This is a genomic window from Streptomyces luteogriseus, from assembly GCF_014205055.1.
Taxonomy (GTDB): domain Bacteria; phylum Actinomycetota; class Actinomycetes; order Streptomycetales; family Streptomycetaceae; genus Streptomyces; species Streptomyces luteogriseus.
The window spans coordinates 308,038-325,862 of record NZ_JACHMS010000001.1 but is presented as its reverse complement, the minus strand read 5'-3'; the positions used below and the strand labels follow the sequence as shown (position 1 = coordinate 325,862).

The 17,825-nt window shown below is 73.8% G+C and carries 17 protein-coding genes; 9 read left to right on the top strand and 8 right to left on the bottom strand.

The window, feature by feature from the left end; all coding sequences use genetic code 11:
• The first annotated feature begins 49 nt into the window (after positions 1–49).
• Positions 50–1,123 carry a glycosyltransferase family 2 protein gene (locus BJ965_RS01505; RefSeq protein ID WP_184906971.1) on the top strand — a complete coding sequence of 358 codons (1,074 nt, stop codon included), beginning with the start codon at positions 50–52 and terminating at the stop codon, positions 1,121–1,123.
• 154 nt (positions 1,124–1,277) lie between these two features.
• On the opposite strand, the gene BJ965_RS01500 is transcribed toward BJ965_RS01505, so the two are convergent.
• Positions 1,278–1,841, bottom strand: a complete 564-nt coding sequence (locus BJ965_RS01500; RefSeq protein ID WP_184906970.1) for a hemerythrin domain-containing protein — start codon at positions 1,839–1,841, stop codon at positions 1,278–1,280.
• 77 nt (positions 1,842–1,918) lie between these two features.
• Complete coding sequence (locus BJ965_RS01495) at positions 1,919–2,452, bottom strand: DoxX family protein (protein ID WP_184906969.1); 534 nt, start codon at positions 2,450–2,452, stop codon at positions 1,919–1,921.
• A gap of 205 nt (positions 2,453–2,657) precedes the next feature.
• Here BJ965_RS01495 and BJ965_RS01490 point away from each other — a divergent pair, with 205 nt between their 5' ends.
• The 5 genes from BJ965_RS01490 to BJ965_RS01470 are packed head-to-tail and all read left to right on the top strand — an operon-like array spanning position 2,658 to position 6,486.
• Positions 2,658–2,846 carry a hypothetical protein gene (locus BJ965_RS01490; protein ID WP_030853640.1) on the top strand — a complete coding sequence of 63 codons (189 nt, stop codon included), beginning with the start codon at positions 2,658–2,660 and terminating at the stop codon, positions 2,844–2,846.
• Between the two features lie 19 nt (positions 2,847–2,865).
• A complete protein-coding gene (locus BJ965_RS01485; protein ID WP_184906968.1) occupies positions 2,866–3,567 on the top strand; it encodes a hypothetical protein in 702 nt (233 codons plus the stop codon).
• Positions 3,564–4,475: a DUF6895 family protein gene (locus BJ965_RS01480; RefSeq protein ID WP_313666679.1), complete on the top strand. Its 912-nt coding sequence runs from the start codon at positions 3,564–3,566 to the stop codon at positions 4,473–4,475. The genes BJ965_RS01485 and BJ965_RS01480 overlap by 4 nt, the downstream gene beginning before the upstream one ends.
• The gene (locus BJ965_RS01475) at positions 4,472–5,389 is read left to right on the top strand and encodes a DUF6895 family protein (RefSeq protein ID WP_184906967.1); all 918 of its coding nucleotides are present in this window, start codon (positions 4,472–4,474) and stop codon (positions 5,387–5,389) included. Before BJ965_RS01480 ends, BJ965_RS01475 begins: the two co-directional genes overlap by 4 nt.
• Complete coding sequence (locus BJ965_RS01470; RefSeq protein ID WP_184906966.1) at positions 5,386–6,486, top strand: serine hydrolase domain-containing protein; 1,101 nt, start codon at positions 5,386–5,388, stop codon at positions 6,484–6,486. The genes BJ965_RS01475 and BJ965_RS01470 overlap by 4 nt, the downstream gene beginning before the upstream one ends.
• 61 nt (positions 6,487–6,547) lie before the next feature.
• Here the strand turns inward: BJ965_RS01470 and BJ965_RS01465 are convergent, their stop codons facing one another.
• The 5 genes from BJ965_RS01465 to BJ965_RS01445 form a co-directional block, all read right to left on the bottom strand.
• Positions 6,548–7,915, bottom strand: a complete 1,368-nt coding sequence (locus BJ965_RS01465; RefSeq protein WP_184906965.1) for an alpha-lytic protease prodomain-containing protein — start codon at positions 7,913–7,915, stop codon at positions 6,548–6,550.
• Between the two features lie 144 nt (positions 7,916–8,059).
• Positions 8,060–9,724: an alkaline phosphatase D family protein gene (locus BJ965_RS01460; protein WP_184906964.1), complete on the bottom strand. Its 1,665-nt coding sequence runs from the start codon at positions 9,722–9,724 to the stop codon at positions 8,060–8,062.
• Between the two features lie 224 nt (positions 9,725–9,948).
• Entirely contained in the window at positions 9,949–10,713 is a 765-nt protein-coding gene (locus tag BJ965_RS01455) for a metallophosphoesterase family protein (RefSeq protein WP_184906963.1), read from the bottom strand.
• Positions 10,710–11,015 carry a hypothetical protein gene (locus BJ965_RS01450; RefSeq protein WP_184906962.1) on the bottom strand — a complete coding sequence of 102 codons (306 nt, stop codon included), beginning with the start codon at positions 11,013–11,015 and terminating at the stop codon, positions 10,710–10,712. Before BJ965_RS01450 ends, BJ965_RS01455 begins: the two co-directional genes overlap by 4 nt.
• 10 nt (positions 11,016–11,025) lie before the next feature.
• Entirely contained in the window at positions 11,026–11,703 is a 678-nt protein-coding gene (locus BJ965_RS01445; RefSeq protein ID WP_184906961.1) for a nucleotidyltransferase family protein, read from the bottom strand.
• 358 nt (positions 11,704–12,061) lie between these two features.
• Here BJ965_RS01445 and BJ965_RS01440 point away from each other — a divergent pair, with 358 nt between their 5' ends.
• From BJ965_RS01440 to BJ965_RS01430, 3 genes are all read left to right on the top strand, one after another.
• Positions 12,062–12,274 carry a hypothetical protein gene (locus BJ965_RS01440; protein ID WP_184906960.1) on the top strand — a complete coding sequence of 71 codons (213 nt, stop codon included), beginning with the start codon at positions 12,062–12,064 and terminating at the stop codon, positions 12,272–12,274.
• Between the two features lie 107 nt (positions 12,275–12,381).
• On the top strand, positions 12,382–12,936 hold the full coding sequence (locus BJ965_RS01435; RefSeq protein WP_184906959.1) for a hypothetical protein: 555 nt from the start codon (positions 12,382–12,384) through the stop codon (positions 12,934–12,936).
• 16 nt (positions 12,937–12,952) lie between these two features.
• The gene (locus tag BJ965_RS01430; RefSeq protein ID WP_184906958.1) at positions 12,953–17,281 is read left to right on the top strand and encodes a cation-translocating P-type ATPase; all 4,329 of its coding nucleotides are present in this window, start codon (positions 12,953–12,955) and stop codon (positions 17,279–17,281) included.
• Between the two features lie 60 nt (positions 17,282–17,341).
• Here the strand turns inward: BJ965_RS01430 and BJ965_RS01425 are convergent, their stop codons facing one another.
• Positions 17,342–17,791 (bottom strand): SRPBCC family protein, encoded by a 450-nt coding sequence (locus BJ965_RS01425; protein ID WP_184906957.1) that lies wholly within the window; start codon positions 17,789–17,791, stop codon positions 17,342–17,344.
• Between the last annotated feature and the right edge of the window lie 34 nt (positions 17,792–17,825).

The following is a 17,825-nucleotide window of genomic DNA, read 5'->3' as shown; positions in this document are numbered from 1 at the left end:
CCGTCGCCGCCCTGCCCGGCTGCCGGCCCGACGACGCCGGAGCCCCGCGATGATCCGACTCCCCGCCCTCGCCGGGGACGTCGAGTACGCCGTCGTGGTCCCCACCCTCGGCGGTCCCGGACTGAGAGTCTGCCTGCACGCCCTCGCCGAGGCCACCGGGCCCGGCCCGGTCCGGGTGGTGCTCGTCGACGACCGGCCCGAGGCGGCCCGGACACCCCTCACCGCCGCCGTCCCGCACTCCTTGCGCGAGCGCACCGTCGTCGTGCCCGGCGGCGCGCGCGGACCCGCCGCGGCCCGCAACCTCGGCTGGCGGGCCGCCGGTGACGTGCCCTGGATCGTCTTCCTCGAGGACGATGTCGTCCCCGGCCCCACCTGGGGCGACGACCTGACTCTGGACCTGGCCGCGGCGACCGGGCGCACCGCGGGGAGCACCGCCCGCGTCGACGTGCCCCTGCCCGCCGACCGGCGCCCCACGGACTGGGAACGCGACACGGCCGGACTCGCCGGCGCCCGATGGATCACCGCCGACACGGCGTACCGCCGCACCGCCCTGGTGGCCACCGGGGGATTCGACGAACGCTTCGGGCAGGCCTTCCGGGAGGACGCCGACCTCGCTCTGCGCATGCTCGACGCCGGCTGGACGCTGACCGGCGGCCGGCGTACCACCACCCACCCCGTGCGGGAGGCCGGGCGCTGGAGCTCCGTCCGGCTCCAGGCCGGCAACGCCGACGACGTGCTGATGACCCGGCTGCACGGCCGGCACTGGTGGCGCCGGGCGGAGACCCCACGCGGGCGCCTGCCCCTGCATCTGGCCGTGACCGGAGCGGGGGTGACCGCCCTCGGCTGCGCCCTGCTCGGCCGGCACCGGGCCGCCACGGCCTGCGCCGCCCTGTGGCTGGCCGGCACCACCGAGTTCGCCCTGGCCCGCGTCATGCCCGGCCCGGGAACCCGCGACGAGGTGCTCACCATGACGGTGACCAGTGCCCTCGTCCCGCCCGCCGCGACCTGGCACTGGCTGCGCGGGTGGCTCGTGCACCGCAGGGCCCGGCCGCAGACCCCGTTCGGGAGCGGTGAGCCTGCGCCCGGGCCCCGCCCGGCGGTCAGGGAACCGCTGCGGTCATGACACGGCCTCTCGCCCCACAGAGATGAAGCCTCTCGGCCCCACGCACACGAAGCCTCTCGGCCCCACGCACACGAAGCCTCTCGGCCCCACGCACACGAAAGCGGGGCCCGTCTCCCGGAAGGGGTGACGGGCCCCGCACCGCGCGGAGAGGGGCCTACTCGAACTTGCCCCGGCCGCTCAGCGCGTCACGCAACCGGTCCACCATCCCGGTGCCCGGAGCCAGGAGCTTGTTCGCCGGAGGCGTGTCGGGAGCCGCCGGATGCGGCCGGGTCGGGGCGGTCTTCTTCGCCTTGCGCACCTTGTCGCCCAGCTCGTTGAGCGTGTCCATCGGACAGGCCTGCCGCAACCGGGGGAAGAGGTTGCCCTCCTCGTCGGCGATGTGCGAGCGGATCTCGCTCATCAGCATGCCCATCAGCCGGTCGAAGTCGGCGTCGGCGGCGTCACAGCCCTCCAGATCCTTCATGATCTGCTCGGCCGTGGCGTGGTCCTTGAGCTCCTGGTCGGCGAGGGCGTCCCCACCCGCCACGTGCTCGCGTACGGCCGGGTACAGGTAGGCCTCCTCGGCCACCGAGTGCCGTACGAGCTCCATCGTGACCTGGTCGGCGTACACCTTGCGGTCCTTGTGGCCGGACGGCAGGGCCTCGATCCTGCCGAACATCTCCTCGACCTCGTGGTGATCGGTCACCAGCTCGTCGATGACGTTTCCTCCGTGTCCCATGTCCTTCACCTCCAGCGCTCGGGTCCTCGCGGGCCCATGGGGTTGACGTGTGGTCCCGCCGGTGCCGAATCGGCGGCTCAGGCGGGGAGCTTGGCCCGGACCCGCCCGGCCGCGGCGGCCGGCCGTGCGGTGGCGCGCACGGAGCGGCGCACCAGAGCGGCATCGCGCCGCACACCGCGCGCGGCGTGCGTACCGCGCCACACCACCGAAGGGCGGGCGCCGGTGTCGTCGGCCGCGATCAGCAGTCCCCCGAGCATGGACAGGTTTTTGAAGAAGTGGATGCGCTGCTGTGCCCGCTCCTCGGGGTCCTCCGCCTCCCAGAAGCGGTGTCCCGCCAGTGTCGTGGGCACCAGCGTGGCCGCGATGGCCAGCGCGGCCGGGCGCGGCATGCGGCCTGTGGCCAGCATCAGCCCCGCGACGACCTGAACGGCGCCGCTGAGCCGTACGACCTGCTCGGTGCGGTCCGGCAGTGCCGGGATGCGCTCGGTGACGGGCTGGACGACAGGCTCGGCGGCGTCGGCGACCTGTTTCGGGTCGCGGACGGAGTTCATGCCGCCCGCGAGGAACATCGAGGCCAGCATGGGGCGGCCGAGCACACGCAACAGACTCATGGCCCTCTCCAGGGAGTCGGTGGGTACAGCGCTCGCCGGGTTCCCCAGCCGGAGCCGAACCAGTCACACCGCCACGCGGAGCGAACGCTCGTGCGTGAGATGTTGAAGAAGTTATTTAAGTGAATTCTGAGAAAGTTGGCATGCTTTGTCCGATTCCGGTGATCCGGAAGGTGAAGGTACTCACACAGCTCAAGGAGATGGTGCTATGCCTTCCAAGGAAAAGGTCATCGAGGAACTGACCGGCGTTCCGAGTGTCGACATCGAGGCGGCGCTCGACCCGACCGAACTCGACGGCGTCTACCGCGACAGCCGCGAGTGCGCGGCACTGGCACTGTCCTCCGGGGCAACCAAGCTGCTGCTGTCGCCGCCGACCCCGCGCCCGAAGAAGGGCTAGCGATCGACGGGAGTAGTCAATGGAGCAGTCTGGCACTTCGACCCTCTTGCAGGGCGCGGTGCAGGACCTCGCCTCCAGTGTGGTCTCCGCCCTCCGGGGCGGAGACCACGCGCGAGCGGCCGCCCCCGGGCCGGTCGACGTGGAGGAGGGAGGCCTCGCACTCGCGGCCGTCCGCGTGCTGGGAGCCGACGCGCTGCTGCCGGCCGTCCTGCTGGGCACCCCGCCCGACCCGGACGAACTCGCCGTGTACCGCAAGTCCGTGGAGTCCTTCCCGCCCCGCGCCGACGCGGCACCCACCGTGCTGTGGAGCCACTGGGCCATGGCGCGCACCCTGCGCCGACTGGACCCGCCGTCCGCCGCCGGAACCGCCGACGGCACGGAACCCGGCGCCGCGTGGCTCGACGACGCGAGCTGGCAGGTCCTGACCCATCAACTGGCGGTGCTGGCCCCCCTCGCCCTGCCCGGCGAGGACAGTGCCGTGGCCCGCACGGCACAGGGCCGTCCCGTGGACGTCGCCCGGGGCTTCGTACGGGCGGTGCGCCGCAGGGACTGGCGGCAGGCCGCCGGCGCGGGCCGCTGGCTCACCCTGCTGCACGGCGTCCCCGGCACCCTGGGACTCGAAGCGGGCCTGGACTTCGTGGAACTCATGGGCGGCCACGACCCGCTCGTCGAACTCCAGGTGTGGGCGGCACGCCGGCTGCGCACCGGAGCACCGGTGTGACGACGACACAGGCCACGGAGATCCGGCAGGTGGCGCGGGCCGCGCTGGCCTGGGCGGCCGCGCACCGCGCGGACTTCGCCCTCGGCGAGGACGCGCTGTCCGCCGACGGCCAGGTCAACGGCACCTGGAAGCCGCTCGGCGAACTGGCACAGGTCTGCGCGAGCGTCACCCGGGCGACACCCCCCGCCGACCCCCTGCACACCTGCGCGTCCGATCTGCTGGCCTTCGCCTGGCGGCAGACCGGCGACGGCGAGCTGTTCCTCCTGCTGCAACGGCTGGAACCCTTCGCCACCTACCCTCTGGAGGTCTACGCCGCCCTGGCCGCGGCCGGATTCCGGCACCCCGCCTACGAAGCCGCCACCGCCACCGTCGCCCGCACCCGCGGCTGGCGGCTCACCGAGCAGGAACCGACCCGCCGCCTGGGCGTCCTCAAGGCCGAGGAACGGGGCGGTATTCACCGGGACGCGCCCGGCGAGCAGGTGCTGCGCCGCACCTGGCTGGGCGGCCTGCCCGAACCCTGGACCTTCGAGCGGTCCGCCGGGTACGCGCTCACCCACGTCGTCTTCCACCTCACCGACTGGGGACGAGCGGCCGGGGGAGTCCCCTGCGACCTGACCTCCTACCTCGCCCACTGGCTGCCCGCCTGGCTCGACACCTGCCTGGACGCCCGGATGTGGGACCTGTCGTGCGAACTGCTCGCCGTGGCCGCGAGCGTGCCCGGCCTGCCGGACGACGCCGTACCGGCCGGCGCCTGGGAGCGGATCGCGGCGGCTCAGGACGCGTCCGGCGCACTCCCCGAGGAGGGGGACCCGGCAGACCCGGAGCAGTACTTCACGCACCACTACCACTCCACCCTCATGGCGGCCTTCGCGGCGGCACTCACCGCCGGACAAGGAGCACCGGTATGACCGACACCCGCCTGATCCACACCGTCGGAGTGGGCGCCATCGAATGGCTGTGGGCCCACCGGGACGGTTTCCGCCTGGAACCCGACGTGGACCCCGAGATCGGCTTCCTGGAGCGCTTCAAGCCCGTCGGTGAACTGGCCCTGATCTGCAAGGTGCTGTTCCGCGAGGGAGTGGCCGGCTCACGCCAGGCCCAGCTCGCACGCCAACTGCTCGACCACGCCTGGCGCGAGACCCTCGACGGCGGCACCATGCTGGTCCGCGGGCAGCGGACGGAACCCATCTCACCCATCCCGTTCGAGGTGTACCTCCCCTTCAAGGAACTGGGCTACAGCCGGCCCGACGTCGAGCGGGCCGCCCTGCTGAACCACCGGCTGGACAGCTGGACCGCGTTCGAGACGACCCCGACCCGGCGGCTCGGCCTCGCGGCGTTCCAGCGCCGCTACGGCCTCACACCGCGACCGCCCGAGGCCGACCTCGTGGGCGCGACCTGGCTGGCCCGCACCCCGGAACCCTGGACCGTCGAGGGCCACATCGCCTACGACATCACCCACACCGTCTTCCACCTCACCGACTGGGGCGAGAATCCGGACGGTCTGCCGCCCGACATCGCCGACTACCTCGCCACCTGGCTGCCCGTCTGGATCGACGACTGGCTGGACCTGGAGCGCTGGGACCTGCTCGGTGAACTCCTCGTGATCGACGCCTGTCTGCCCCGCCCCACCCTGGACGAACGCGCCTGGCAGGCCTTCGCCGCGGCGCAGCAGCCCGACGGAGCGATGCCGGCGATCCGCACGATGCCCGAGGGCACCCCCGACGAGGTGTTCGACATCGTCTACCACCCGACGCTGGTCGCCGCCTTCGCCTCGGTCCTGGCCACCTCCCGGGCCCTCTCCGGACTGGCGCACGCGTCATGACGACCCGCCTGCCGACCCCGTGGCCGGGCGCACCCGGACCGCCCGACGCCGAGGACCCGATCCGGACACCGGTCGTCCCGCACGCCGAAGTCCTCCCGGACGACCGGCTGCTCGCGGACGCCGTCACCGCGTCCGACGCCCCCGACGTCGTCTTCGCCCTGTCGCGCCACGGCCACCGCACCGTCCTGAGCGGCGGCACCGCCCCGCCCCCGACGCTGCCCCGCGAGGACCTGCGCTACGAGATCGGCTCGGCCACCAAGACGTTCACCGGCCTGCTCCTGGCCCGGCTGATCCACGCCGGCACGCTGTCCGGAGGCGAACCGGCCACCGCCCTCCTGGACGCCGGACGGCCCGCCGGCGCGACCCCGGTGACGCTCGCCCACCTGATCACCCACACCTCCGGACTGCCCGCCCTCCCGGCCGGCTTCTTCCTCCGGGGCCTGCCCGCCTGGCGCACCAACCCCTACGCCCGCTTCCCGGCCGCCCGGGTCGTCGACGCCTACCTGCGCCACCGGCAACGGCAGCGCCCCGGCACCCGATGGCGCTACTCCAACTACGGCGTCGCAGTCCTCGGACACGCCCTGGCGGCCGCGACCGGCACACCGTGGGAGGACCTCGTCACCGACCGGGTGCTGCGCCCGCTCGGCCTCGACGGCACGACCCTGCGCGCGGACGACTCGGGGCTCGACGCCGTCGGACACGGCAGGGACGGCGAGACACCCGTGCCCCCCTTCGACGCGGGCGGCTTCCAGGCGGCCGGTGCCGTACGCGCCACGCCGTACGACCTGCTCGCCTTCCTGGAGGCCCACCTGTACCCGGGCGAGGCGCCACCGGACCTCGCGCCCGTCCTGCGCGCGGTGCGCCGGCCCGTGCTCCGCAGGGGCCTGACGCACCGGCATGTGCACACCGTCGCCTGGTTCCGTCACCCCACCGACGGTGGACCGCTGTACTTCCACAGCGGCGCGACCCTGGGCCAGCAGGCGTTCCTCGGATTCCGCCCCGACACCGGCACGGCATTGGCCGCCGTCTGCACTCGCCGCTTCCGCGCCCACGACCCGTTCGTCGCCTCCGCGTACGCGTTGCTGGCGCGGGAGTGACCGGGCAGGTCCGGCGCCGACGGCACATGCCGTGCCGGCACCGGACAGCCCTGACCCTCCGTCACACCCGCTGCCACAGGGCAGGGGTGCCGGCGGGCGCCCAGGGGCCCTGGGCCTGGTGGGTCTGCAGGCACTGGTAGCGCACACCCGCGTGCGTCACCGTGGCCCCGGCCTCGTAGACGCGGCCCGCGGCCCAGGTCTGCGCGACGTTGCCCTGCGGCGCCGGGGTCTCGGCCTCGGCGGTCTTCAGGGTGAGGCCGAAATCGCTGAGCAGCGGGTTGATCGGCTGGTAGAAGGTGGTGCCGCCGGTCTTGCAGTCGCCGGAGCCGCCGGACGTCACGCCCTGCGCCTGGACGCCCGAGACGTACGGCCCGCCCGAGTCGCCCGGCTCGGCGCACACCGTTGTCTGGGTCAGCCCGTCCACCTTGCCCTCGGCGTAGCTGACACTCGTGTCGTGCTGCTCGACCTTGCCGCAGTGCCACCCCGTGGTGGAGCCCGAGCGGCAGATCGCCGCCCCGACGAGCGCCTGTACCGAGCCGGTGATCTCCACCGCCTGCCCGCCCTCGCCCTTCACGTTGGGCGTGGCCTTCCACGGGTCGCTGACGGCCACCCAGGACATGTCCTTGCCGGGGAAGGTGGAGGCCTGGAACGTGCCCTGCGCCGCCTGGTTGTACCCGGTCGTCTTGGCGCCCGGCTTGCCGCAGTGGCCCGCCGAGGCGAAGCCCTCCTGCTCGCCCTTGGTGACGGAGAAGCCGATGGAGCAGCGGGCGGTGCCATCGATGTAGTAGGCGTCGCCGCCGGTGAGATCCTCCATGAGCCGCGGCCGGTTCTTCGTGACCTTCACGCTCACGCTCTTGCCGTCGAGGCCGGCGGCCTTGACGAAGGCGGCCGCGGCGGCCTTGCTCCCGGCCTCCACCACGATCCGGTTGGCCGGGATGTCGACGTACCACAGGGGCGTCTCGCGGGTGTTGACCCGGGCGGCCGCCGCGTCCAGCTTCTGCTTGGCGGCCCGCAGGTCGCGCAGCGTCCTCTTCACGACGGCCGCCTTCGCGCCCTGTGCCTTGATGGCGGGCACGTCCGCGGCGTCCGTGGTCGCCACCATGAGTTCCTGCGACGTCGTGCCGCGCAGCCAGGCTCCCGCGAAGCGGTCGCCCAGGGCGTTGCGCAGGCGCCCCGCCCGGGTGCCCGCCTCCGCCTCGTTGACCAGCCGCCGGGACGCCTGGGCCGGCGTCAGCCCGAGGTCGCGCTCCAGGGCGCGCAGCATCGGGGCCGACGGCCGGTCGGCGCCGAGGGTCTGGGCGGCCGAGGGCAGGGGGCCCGCCGCGGGCGTCGGCTCGGCCGCCACGGCGGCGGGGATCCCGGTGGCGACGAGCGCGCCGAGCGCGGTCAGCGCCACCCGACGGCCGGTCACGGCATGTCTGTGGACCATGCGATGTGTCTCCTTCGATCACAGCGTTCGATACGGGTCTCGATACGAGTGGCCTAGCCGGAACGGGCCGGTGTGATGTCCCGGGCCGCCCCGTTTCGCGCTTTGGTGCGGGGTGGCGGCGCCATGTGCAGTACGGCGGACGCCTCACGCGGACTTCAGGCCGGGCGAACCCGCCTCCGTGACGAAGGACGCGGTCGTCGAGATGGCGCCCCCTGGCGTCGTGATGGCCGGGACGGTCCGGAAGTCGACCTGCGAGAGCTCGCGGTCCATGTCCACGCGGACGTATCCGCGCCGGCCGTCGAAGTACTTCATGTGGGGGTTGGCCTTCATGTAGGTGTCCCACTCGGCGGGCTTCGCGGTGCCGTTCCCGCCACTGGCGACGGAGGTGCAGGTGAACTCCGTTCCGACCGTCTTGGAGGCCGGGTCGTCGAAGTTCTCCTTGATGTCGAAGGCGTAGCCGACGTGGACGTCGCCGGTGAGGACCATGAGGTTGGAGATGCCCGCGGCCTTCGCGCCCGCCATGACGCGGTCGCGAGAGGCCCGGTAGCCGTCCCAGGCGTCCATGGAGACCCGGGCCGGTTCGGTCAGGTCGAACTTGCGCTGGGAGAAGCACACCTGCTGGGGCAGTACGTGCCACAGCGCGTCCGACTTCTGCCAGCCGTCCAGGAGCCAGCGCTCCTGATCGGCACCGGTGAGGGTGCGGGCCGGATCGTCGGATTCGGTGCCCGGCGCGTGCGGCCGGTCGCTGTAGGCCTGGTCGGAGCGGTACTGGCGGGTGTCGAGGATGTCGAACTGGGCCAGGGAACCCCAGGCCAGCCGTCGGTAGAGCCGTGCGTCGGGCCCGTTCGGCAGCTGCTCGGCGCGCAGCGGCTGGTTCTCCCAGTACGCCCGGTAGGCGGCGGCCCGCCGCACCAGGAAGTCCTCCGGGGTGCTGCCCTTCTCGTCGTAGGCGCCCGCGTAGTTGTTCTCCGTCTCGTGGTCGTCCCAGGTGACGACGAACGGATGCTGGGCGTGCGCGGCCTGGAGGTCCGGGTCGCTCTTGTAGAGCGAGTAGCGCAGCCGGTAGTCCGCGAGCGTGGTCGCCTCGCGGTTGAACACGTCGGGCAGTTTGCGGTCGGTGTAGCGGCGGGCCCCGCCGGCGGAGTCCACGGCGTACTCGTACAGGTAGTCGCCGAGGAAGAAGACCACGTCCACGTCTTCCTGCGCGAGATGCCGGTGGGCGGTGTAGTAGCCGTCCTGGTAGGCCTGGCAGGCGACGGCGGCCAGCCGCAGGCTGTCGGTGTCGCTGCCCGGGGCCGGGGCGGTGCGGGTGCGGCCCACGGGGCTGATCCAGGTGCCCACCCGGAACCGGTAGTAGTACTCACTGTCCGACCTCAGGCCCTTGACGTCGACGTGCACGCTGTGGGCGTACTCGGGGTGGGCCGTGGCCGTGCCCTCCTGCTCGACGATGACGAACCACTCGTCCAGCGCCACTTCCCAGGAGACGGCGACCCGCTCCTGGCCGAGGCCGCCGTCCTCCGCGAACGGCTGGGGCGCGAGCCGGGTCCAGAGCAGCACCGAGTCGGACAGCGGGTCCCCGGAGGCGACGCCCAGGGTGAACGGGTTGTCGGTGATCCGGGCCGCGGGACGCTCACGGGTGGCGGTGGCGCCGCGCGCCGGCCGGTTGGTGCTGAAGGCGAGCATCGCGGCGGCCGCGGTGACGGTCAGGAAGCGACGGCGGGCGAGACGCGGCGCCGCGCTGCGCAGTACGGCGTCGTGCGGGGAGAAGGCATGTTCGGAGGGTGGTCTTTGACGGCCCGTCAGCGCCATCTGATGTCCTCTCGTACGGGGCACGTGCGCCCCGGACGGACGCGTGGGGACATCGCCGATGTGCGGAGCGCGGAGTTCGCATGCTAAGCAGACAAAATGCCTGAAACGGGCACGACGTGCGGGGGGTTCACACCACAGGCGGTACACGGCCGTTCGGTGCACCGGTCGGCGGGCAACGGAAACCGCCGCCGGCGAGCGCCGGCGGCGGTGGGGAAGAGGTGTCCTCAGTGGGCCTGTTGTGCGGCGGCGCCGGTCGCGGCGTGCTCCCGGACCGGCAGGTGGTAGACGTGGAAGGCCCGTCCGATGACCGGCTGGGCCACGTTGCGCACCCGCACGCCGCCGCTCGTCATGCCGTGCTCCGTGCCCGCGTGCGCGTGCCCGTGCACCGCGAGGTCGGCCCCGGCGGTGTCGATCGCCTCGGCCAGCAGGTAGCTCCCCAGGAACGGGTGGATCTCCAGCGGCTCGCCCGCCAGAGTGTCCGCGACGGGGGAGTAGTGCGTGAGGGCGATCCGCGCGTCACAGCCCTCCTCGCCCAGCTGCTCCAGGGCGGCCCGCAGGCCGTCGGCACACCGGCGCGAGTGCCGGACGAACTCCTTCATGACCGGCTCACCGAACTCGCCCGCGCAGCGGCCCACGAAGCCGCCGCCGAACCCCTTCGTCCCGGCGACGCCGATCCGCGCGCCGCCGCTCTCCACGACCGTCGCCTGCCCTTCCAGCACATGGACCCCGGCCTCCCGGAGGATGGCCGTGACCTCGTCCGGCCGGTCGTCGTGGTGGTCGTGGTTGCCGAGAACGGCGACGACCGGGACGGCGAGGTCCTGGACCTCCCGGGCCACCACGCGCATCTCCTCGGGCGTGCCGTGCCGGGTGAGGTCGCCGGCCAGCAGCAGGAGGTCGGCGCACTCGGGCAGGGTCTCGAAGGCGGGGCGCAGCACGCCCTGACTGTCGGGGCCCATGTGGATGTCCCCGACGGCTGCGATGCGGATCATGAGAGCTCCTCCGCGTGGTCGGGGGAGGACGCCTCGGTGACCACGAGGTCGCTGTGCACGGGGAACCCGGCGAGCTCCTCGTGGACGGTGCGCAGGATCTCGTCGCGACAGGGCCCCGAGGGCACGGTGCCGGTGAGCAGCACCGTCCGGCCGCGGGCCTCGACCCGTACGCCCAGTTCACCGAGTTCACCGGAGGCGAGGCGGTCCTGGAGGTGGGCGATGCGGTAGTCCAGGTTCTCCGCGGTCTCGGTGGTCGCGGCCGGCGGTCCGCCGACCGCGTCCTGTGAACCGTGGGTGCTCATGAGTGCTCCTTCAGATGACGTTCAGGCGCTCCAGGAGGAAGAAGAAGGCCGCCGGCATGGGCTCGTCCCCGCACGCGCGCCGTACCCGCTCCCAGTCGACCTTCTCCCGCAGGGCGCGCGCGATGGGCAGGGCCGCCCCGAAGTCGCAGTGGTGCTCGGAGAACGCGGCGGTCAGGCTCCACAGCAGATCGGTCGGGGCCAGCACGGGCATGCGCACCGAGTCGACCGACAGCTCCACCGCCCGCTCCAGCATGTCCGCGCCGACCGGCCGGTGCGCCAGCTCGAAGATGATGTCGACCGGCTGACCGAAGCACGTGGCCTTGATCAGCCAGTCCTCCGGCGGGGTGTAGACCGTCAGCCCGGCCTCGTGGAGCGTGGCCGCCACCGCCTCGGCGTCCTCGGGACGGATCGCGAAATCGACGTCGTGCTGGAGGTTCTTCTCGCCGCCGTGGGCGTACGCGGCCACACTGCCGGCCAGCGCGAACAGGTGCCCCTTGCGCTTGAGCAGGGCACCGACCTGTTTGGCCGCCTCCAGGAGCGCCTGATTGCGGTCCTGGGGGAGTTCCTGCAGCGGCTGGTCCGCCTGCGGATCCTGTGGTGGCGCGGGCTCGTCCCCGTCCGGTGCCGACCGGAGGTCGGGGATCCCCGGTCGCCGGACGAGCGTCGCGTCATCACCGTTCTGCGTCATGACCACTCCTTCGCCGAACCGGACACTCCGCTCCCGTGCGGTGTCCGGACCCGAGACGGCCTGTTTGACTGCACTGGGTACCCGGCGCTCCCGCACCGACACGGACGGCTTCCGAAGAGCGCCGGGCCCCGACCGTCAGCGCTTCGGGCGGTGTGCCACCGGAGGGAGTTCCTCCGGAGGTGTCTGTCCCCGCGGGGCCTTGTCGTGCGGTGCACCTCGCCGCCCGCCCGAGGCGACCGGGGCCACTCCATCGATGGATCCACCGGTCGGCCCCTCCTTCCCGGGTGGCGTCCCTCGCGCCCTCTGGCGACCCTGATGCGGGCCGGACCGTCCGGCCGCCCACTCGTAGGGAGCACCGATGCGCAAGCTGCCGTACGCCCTGCTCGCCGCCGCCCTGGCCGCGTCCGCACTCGCCGTGCCGGCGACCGCCGCCGCCCTCCCCGTCGACGTCACCGCGAGCCAGTGCGTCGCAGGCGGCGGCATGATCGTCATCTCCGCCGTGGGTGACGGCGCGCAGGGGTACACCAAGCGCTGCATGGGCGGAGTCCACGACGGACGGACGGTCCTCTGACACCTCGGCCGAACAAGACAAGCGCACACCCCGGTAAAGGCGGAATATGGGGCAAAGATGTGGAAAGCCGGAAGGCGTCGCTGGGTGACGCGCTTGTGGAGGTCGGCATGAACCAGGAGACATCACATTCGTCCGGTCTTCCGCAGCCGTTGCGGGCCGTGGCCTCGGGCCTCCGGCACCTGCCGGGTGCGGAGCAGGTGGGCAAGGTCGCCACGGACGCGCTGGACAGGATCGGCGCGGTCTCGCCGCGCGGCCGCCGCATGGCCGTCTACGCCGGAGCCGGGGTGCTCGGCGTGGCCGGACTCGTGGAGTGGCCGGTGGCGGTGACCGGCGCGGCCGTCGCCTGGCTGACCCAGCCGCGGCCCGGACAGCGGCCCGACGCCGCGTCACCCGACGGCGGCACACAGACCGCCACGACAGGTGAGCAGCGCTCCCCCCGCAAAGGCCGGGACGAGGAGGACACCTCCGTCTACGGCCCGGGCGGCAGACTCACCCCCTCCCACCACCGCCACGACCAACGGGAACAGCACGTCCACGAACAGCCCGCCAAGGTGGGGGACACCGCCACCGCCTCCGCGCTGAAGCAGGTCGCCGAGGCCACCGCGCACCACGGCGAGGAGCAGCCCCACGGGCACGCGCGCGACAGCCGCCGCGCCGGCTGAGTCGGGACGGCAGCAGATGTTCGCACTCTTCGACGTCACCCCGCTCGCCGGGGCCGTGGCCGGGGCGGTCGCGGGCGCCGCACGCGGCGCCGCCCAGTCGGTGACGTCCGTCCACGACACCACGCGCCGCGTCCGCAACGTCGCGCGCAACGCCCTGACCGGCGGACAGCACTGGAAGGCCGGGCAACGCCTCCACCTGGCGCTGCGGCACCCCGAAGGCGAGGCCGGGGCCCTCGCCCACCGGGTCGCCGAGGAACTGGTCGAGCACCCGGACGTGCTCACGGCGTACTGGGACGGCGGACTGTCCCGCCTGGTGGTCACCGTGGCCGAGGACGCCGCCACCGACCGCGTCACCGAGCGGGCCACGGCGCTCGCCACCCGCCTCGGCCTGGACGAGGGCGCCGACCCCAACGCCCGGGACACCAGCCACCCCGGGGATCCCACCGAGGTGCGCGTCACCGCGGCGGCGATCCTGATGGACGCCGCGGGAACGGCCGGTGCCCTGGCCGGCCGGTCCCTGCGGCTGCCGGCCGGCTCGCGGATCATCACCGCCACCGTCACGCTGCTGCGCGAGAACCCCCGCTTCCGGGCCCTGCTCCGGCAGCGGTTCGGCGCGTCCGGCATGGAACTCGTCCTCGCCGCCGCCAACGCCGCCGCCCACGGCATCGGCCAGACCCCGCTGGCCCTCGTACTCGACGGCATCCTGCGCGGCAACCAGCTCACCGAAGCCGTGGCCAGGGCCGCGGCCTTCGAGACGCTGCACGACGACGTCTGCCACCACAGGCGCACCAGCCTGCCCTGCCCCGTGGACACCCGGCCGCCGCTCAAGGTGACCCCCGCCGCGGAGTACGCCTCCCACGCCAGCGCCGGCAGCCTCGCCGGCGCCGCCGCCACCCTCCTCGTCACGCACAACGCCGGGGACGCGGCCGAAGCGGTCCTCGCCGGCTCCCCGAAGGCGGCCCGGTACGGCCCCGCCTCCTTCGGCGCGACCCTCGGCACCTTCCTCGCCCACGCCGGCATCCTCCTGCGCAACGGGGAGCGTCTGCGGCAACTGGAGTTCGCCGACGCCCTGGTCCTGCACGCCGACGCCCTGCGCAGCCTGCGGCAGGACGACACCGACGACGGCCTGCCCGACGACCCGATCCACCCCTTCGCCGAGGCCGTGCTGGACGCCGCCCGCCGGGCCGGACTGCACGTCGTGATCGCGGGCGGCTCCGACCTGAAGGACATCACCCGCCTCGCCGACGAGGTCGCCCCGAGCGCCAAGCCGTTCGGAGACGTCGTACGGGCCCTCCAGGACGAGGGGCGCGTCGTCGTGACCGTCGCCCGCCTGAACGAGTCCGGTGACGGGCACGTCGCGGCCGGGCTGCCCGCCGGTGACGTGGCCATCGCCCTCGCCGACGGGCGGGCGGCCGTCTCCTGGGGCGTCGACGTGCTGGCCCCGGGCGGACTCGCCGACGTGTGGCGGCTGCTCACCGCCATTCCCGCGGCCCGGCGCGTCGGACGCCGGTCACAGACCCTGGCCCGCGCCGGCGCGGCTCTCTCCGGGCTTCTGGTCGCCCGCGGTGGGCAGCCCCCGGGCCGCCACCTCCTGTGGCCCCTCACCCGGCACGCCCCCGTCAACATCGCCGCCGCGGGCGCCCTGATCACCGGCTGGATCGAAGCCGTCCGGGTCGCCCGGGCGACACCGCCCCCGCCCCGGCTGCACATCCCCTGGCACGCCCTGGAGCCGCACGAGGCACGCGACCGGCTGGTGCGCGCCGACCGCGACGGCGAGCCCCGCGGACTCGGCCTGCTCGCCGACCGCTCACGGCGGCAGGCCGCACGCCTGACCCGGCACCCGGCCGCCGCCCCCGCCCGCTGGACCTGGCAGGCGGCCGGTGCCGTTCGCCGCGAACTCGACGATCCCCTCACGCCCGTCCTCGCCACCGGGGCCGTCGCCTCGGCACTGCTCGGTTCCGTCGTCGACGCGCTGCTCGTCGTCGGCGCCATGGACCTCAACGCGGTGACCGGCGGACTCCAGCGGCTGCGCGCCGAACAGGCCCTGGCCCGCCTCGCCGCACGGCAGCAGCCCAAGGCCCGCAAGCAGGACGGCGGCACGCGCACGGTCACCGTCGACGCCGCCCGGCTGCGCCCCGGGGACGAGATCAGCCTCGGCGCGGGCGACGTCGTACCCGCCGACGCCCGGCTGCTGGACGTCGACGGCCTGGAGGTCGACGAGTCGGCGCTCACCGGCGAGTCCCTGCCGGTGACCAAGACCGTCGACGCCACCCCCGGTCTCCCGGTGGCCCAGCGCACCTGCATGGTCTTCGAGGGCACCACCGTGGTGGCCGGACGGGCCGTCGCACTCGTCGTGGACACCGGTGACCAGACCGAGGCCGGCCGGGCCGTCACCCTCGCCGCCCGCACCCCGCCCCCCGCCGGCGTCCAGGCCCGGCTCCAGGAACTCACCCGCAAGGCCCTGCCGGTGACCTTCACCGGCGGCGCGGCCGTGACCGGGCTGTCCCTGCTCCGCGGCAGCCCCGTCCGGCGCGCCGTCAGCGGGGGTGTCGCGGTCGCCGTCGCCGCCGTCCCCGAGGGACTGCCGCTCGTCGCCACCGTCGCGCAGATGGCTGCGGCCCGCCGGCTGTCCCGCCGCGGCGTCCTGGTCCGCACCCCGCGCACCCTTGAGGCGCTCGGCCGGGTCGACACCGTCTGCTTCGACAAGACCGGCACCCTCACCGAGAACAAGCTGCGTCTGGTCCGCGTCGCCACCGCCGACGGCACCGTCCTCGCCACCGACGACGACCGGGCCGCACCGGTCGTACGGCTGGCCGCGCGCGCCTGCCCACAGGAGGAGACCGGGCAGGGACGCCGTGTCGCACACGCCACCGACGAGGCCGTCCTCGACGTCGCCCCGCCGGACGAGGGCTGGGCACCCACCGGCGAACTGCCCTTCGAGACCCGCCGCGGCTACGCGGCCGCGGTGGGCCGGGACGGCGACCCCGACATGGGGGAACTCCTCGTCGTCAAGGGCGCCCCCGAGACGATCCTGCCCGCCTGCCGCGACCTTCCCGGCCACGCCTGGGACACCGCCCACGAGCTGGCCGGGCAGGGGCTGCGCGTCCTCGCCGTCGCCCGCCGCGCCTGCCGGGCCGACGATGCCGAGGCCGAACTCGACCTGCCGCTCGCGGACCTGGAGTTCAGCGGCTTCGTCGCCCTCGCCGACGTCCCGCGCGACACCTCGCACGCCCTGCTCGCGGAACTGCGCCGCTCCGGCATCCTGCCCGTCATGCTCACCGGCGACCACCCGGAGACCGCCCGCGCCATCGCCCTGCAACTGGGCTGGCCGGAGGAGACCGAGGCGGTGACGGGGGACGAACTCGTCGCCATGGAACGCCGCGAACGCGTCCGGGTCCTGCGCGGCGCGGGCGTCATCGCCCGGGTCGCCCCCGAGCAGAAGCTGCACGTCGTGGAGGCCCTGCAACAGGCCGGGCGGGTCGTGGCGATGGCCGGTGACGGCGCCAACGACGCCGCCGCCATCCGCGCCGCCGACGTCGGGGTCGGCGTCGAGTCCCGCGGCTCCGCCGCCGCCCGCAACGCCGCCGATCTCGTGCTCACCACCGGCGACCTGTCCGTCCTCGTCGACGCGGTCGCCGAGGGCCGGGCCCTGTGGCGCAGCGTCGCCGACGCGGTGAGCATCCTCATCGGCGGCAACGCCGGCGAGGTGGGCTTCAGTGTCCTCGGCACCCTGCTCGCCGGCGCCTCACCCCTGTCGACCCGTCAGCTGCTGCTGGTCAACCTGCTCACCGACATGTTCCCGGCCATGGCCGTGGCCGTCACCCCGAGCAGCGACCCCTCCACCGCCGAGCACGCCGCGACCGGACCGATGGGCCTCGACGTCCTCGGCGCGCCCCTGCTGCGCTCCATCCGCCGCCGCGGCATCACCACCTGCTTCGGCGCGGTCGCGGCCTACCTCATCGGCCGCCTCACCCCCGGCACCGAACGCCGGTCCACCACCATGGCCCTGTGCGGCGTGGTCGGCGCCCAGCTCGTCCAGACCCTCTCCGGGCGCCGCCACAGCACCCTGGTGTGGGTCACGGCCCTCGGTTCCGCCGCGGTGCTCGCCGCCCTCGTCCAGACCCCCGGCGTCAGCCACTTCTTCGGCTGCACCCCGCTCGGCCCCGTCGCCCTGGCCGGTGTCGCCCTGGCCATCGCCCTGTCGGCCCTGGCCCCCCGCCTGGAGCGCCTCAGCGCCGTCCACACCCTCTACGACGCCGCGGCACAGCTCGCCCTGCGCCTGAACGACCTGAGCCGGCAGGCGCGGCAGCTCCTCCGAAGCGGCATCGCCGCCCCGGCGGCGTAGCGCACGGGCACAGCAGGAGGCCGCCACCACACGCAGTGGTGGCGGCCTCCTCACACCTGGTCAGACCACGCCGCGCCAGGCGCCCGTCTCCGTCCCGCGGGCCTCCATGAACTCCTTGAACCGCTTCAGATCACCGGAGACCTGCCGCTTCACGAACCCGAGCTTGTCGCCGACGGTCTCGGCCACGCCACTGGGGTCGAAGTCCATCTGCAGCATGACCTTGGTCGTGTCGTCCTGGATGCGATGGAACGTCACCACACCGGCCTGCCGCGCCTCGCCGCCCACGGTGGTCCAGGCGACGCGCTCGTCCGGGACCTGCTCGGTGATCTCCGCGTCGAACTCCCGCGCCTGCCCGCCGACCTTCGTCACCCAGTGCGTGAGGGTGTCGGTGCGCTGCTCGATGCGCTCGACGCCGTCCATGAACTCGGGGAAGGACTCGAACTGCGTCCACTGGTCGTACGCGGTGTGCACCGGCACGCGGACCTCGATGGATTCCTCTACCTGCGACAAGGCGAAACCTCCCTCTCTCGTGTGTGAGCGACGC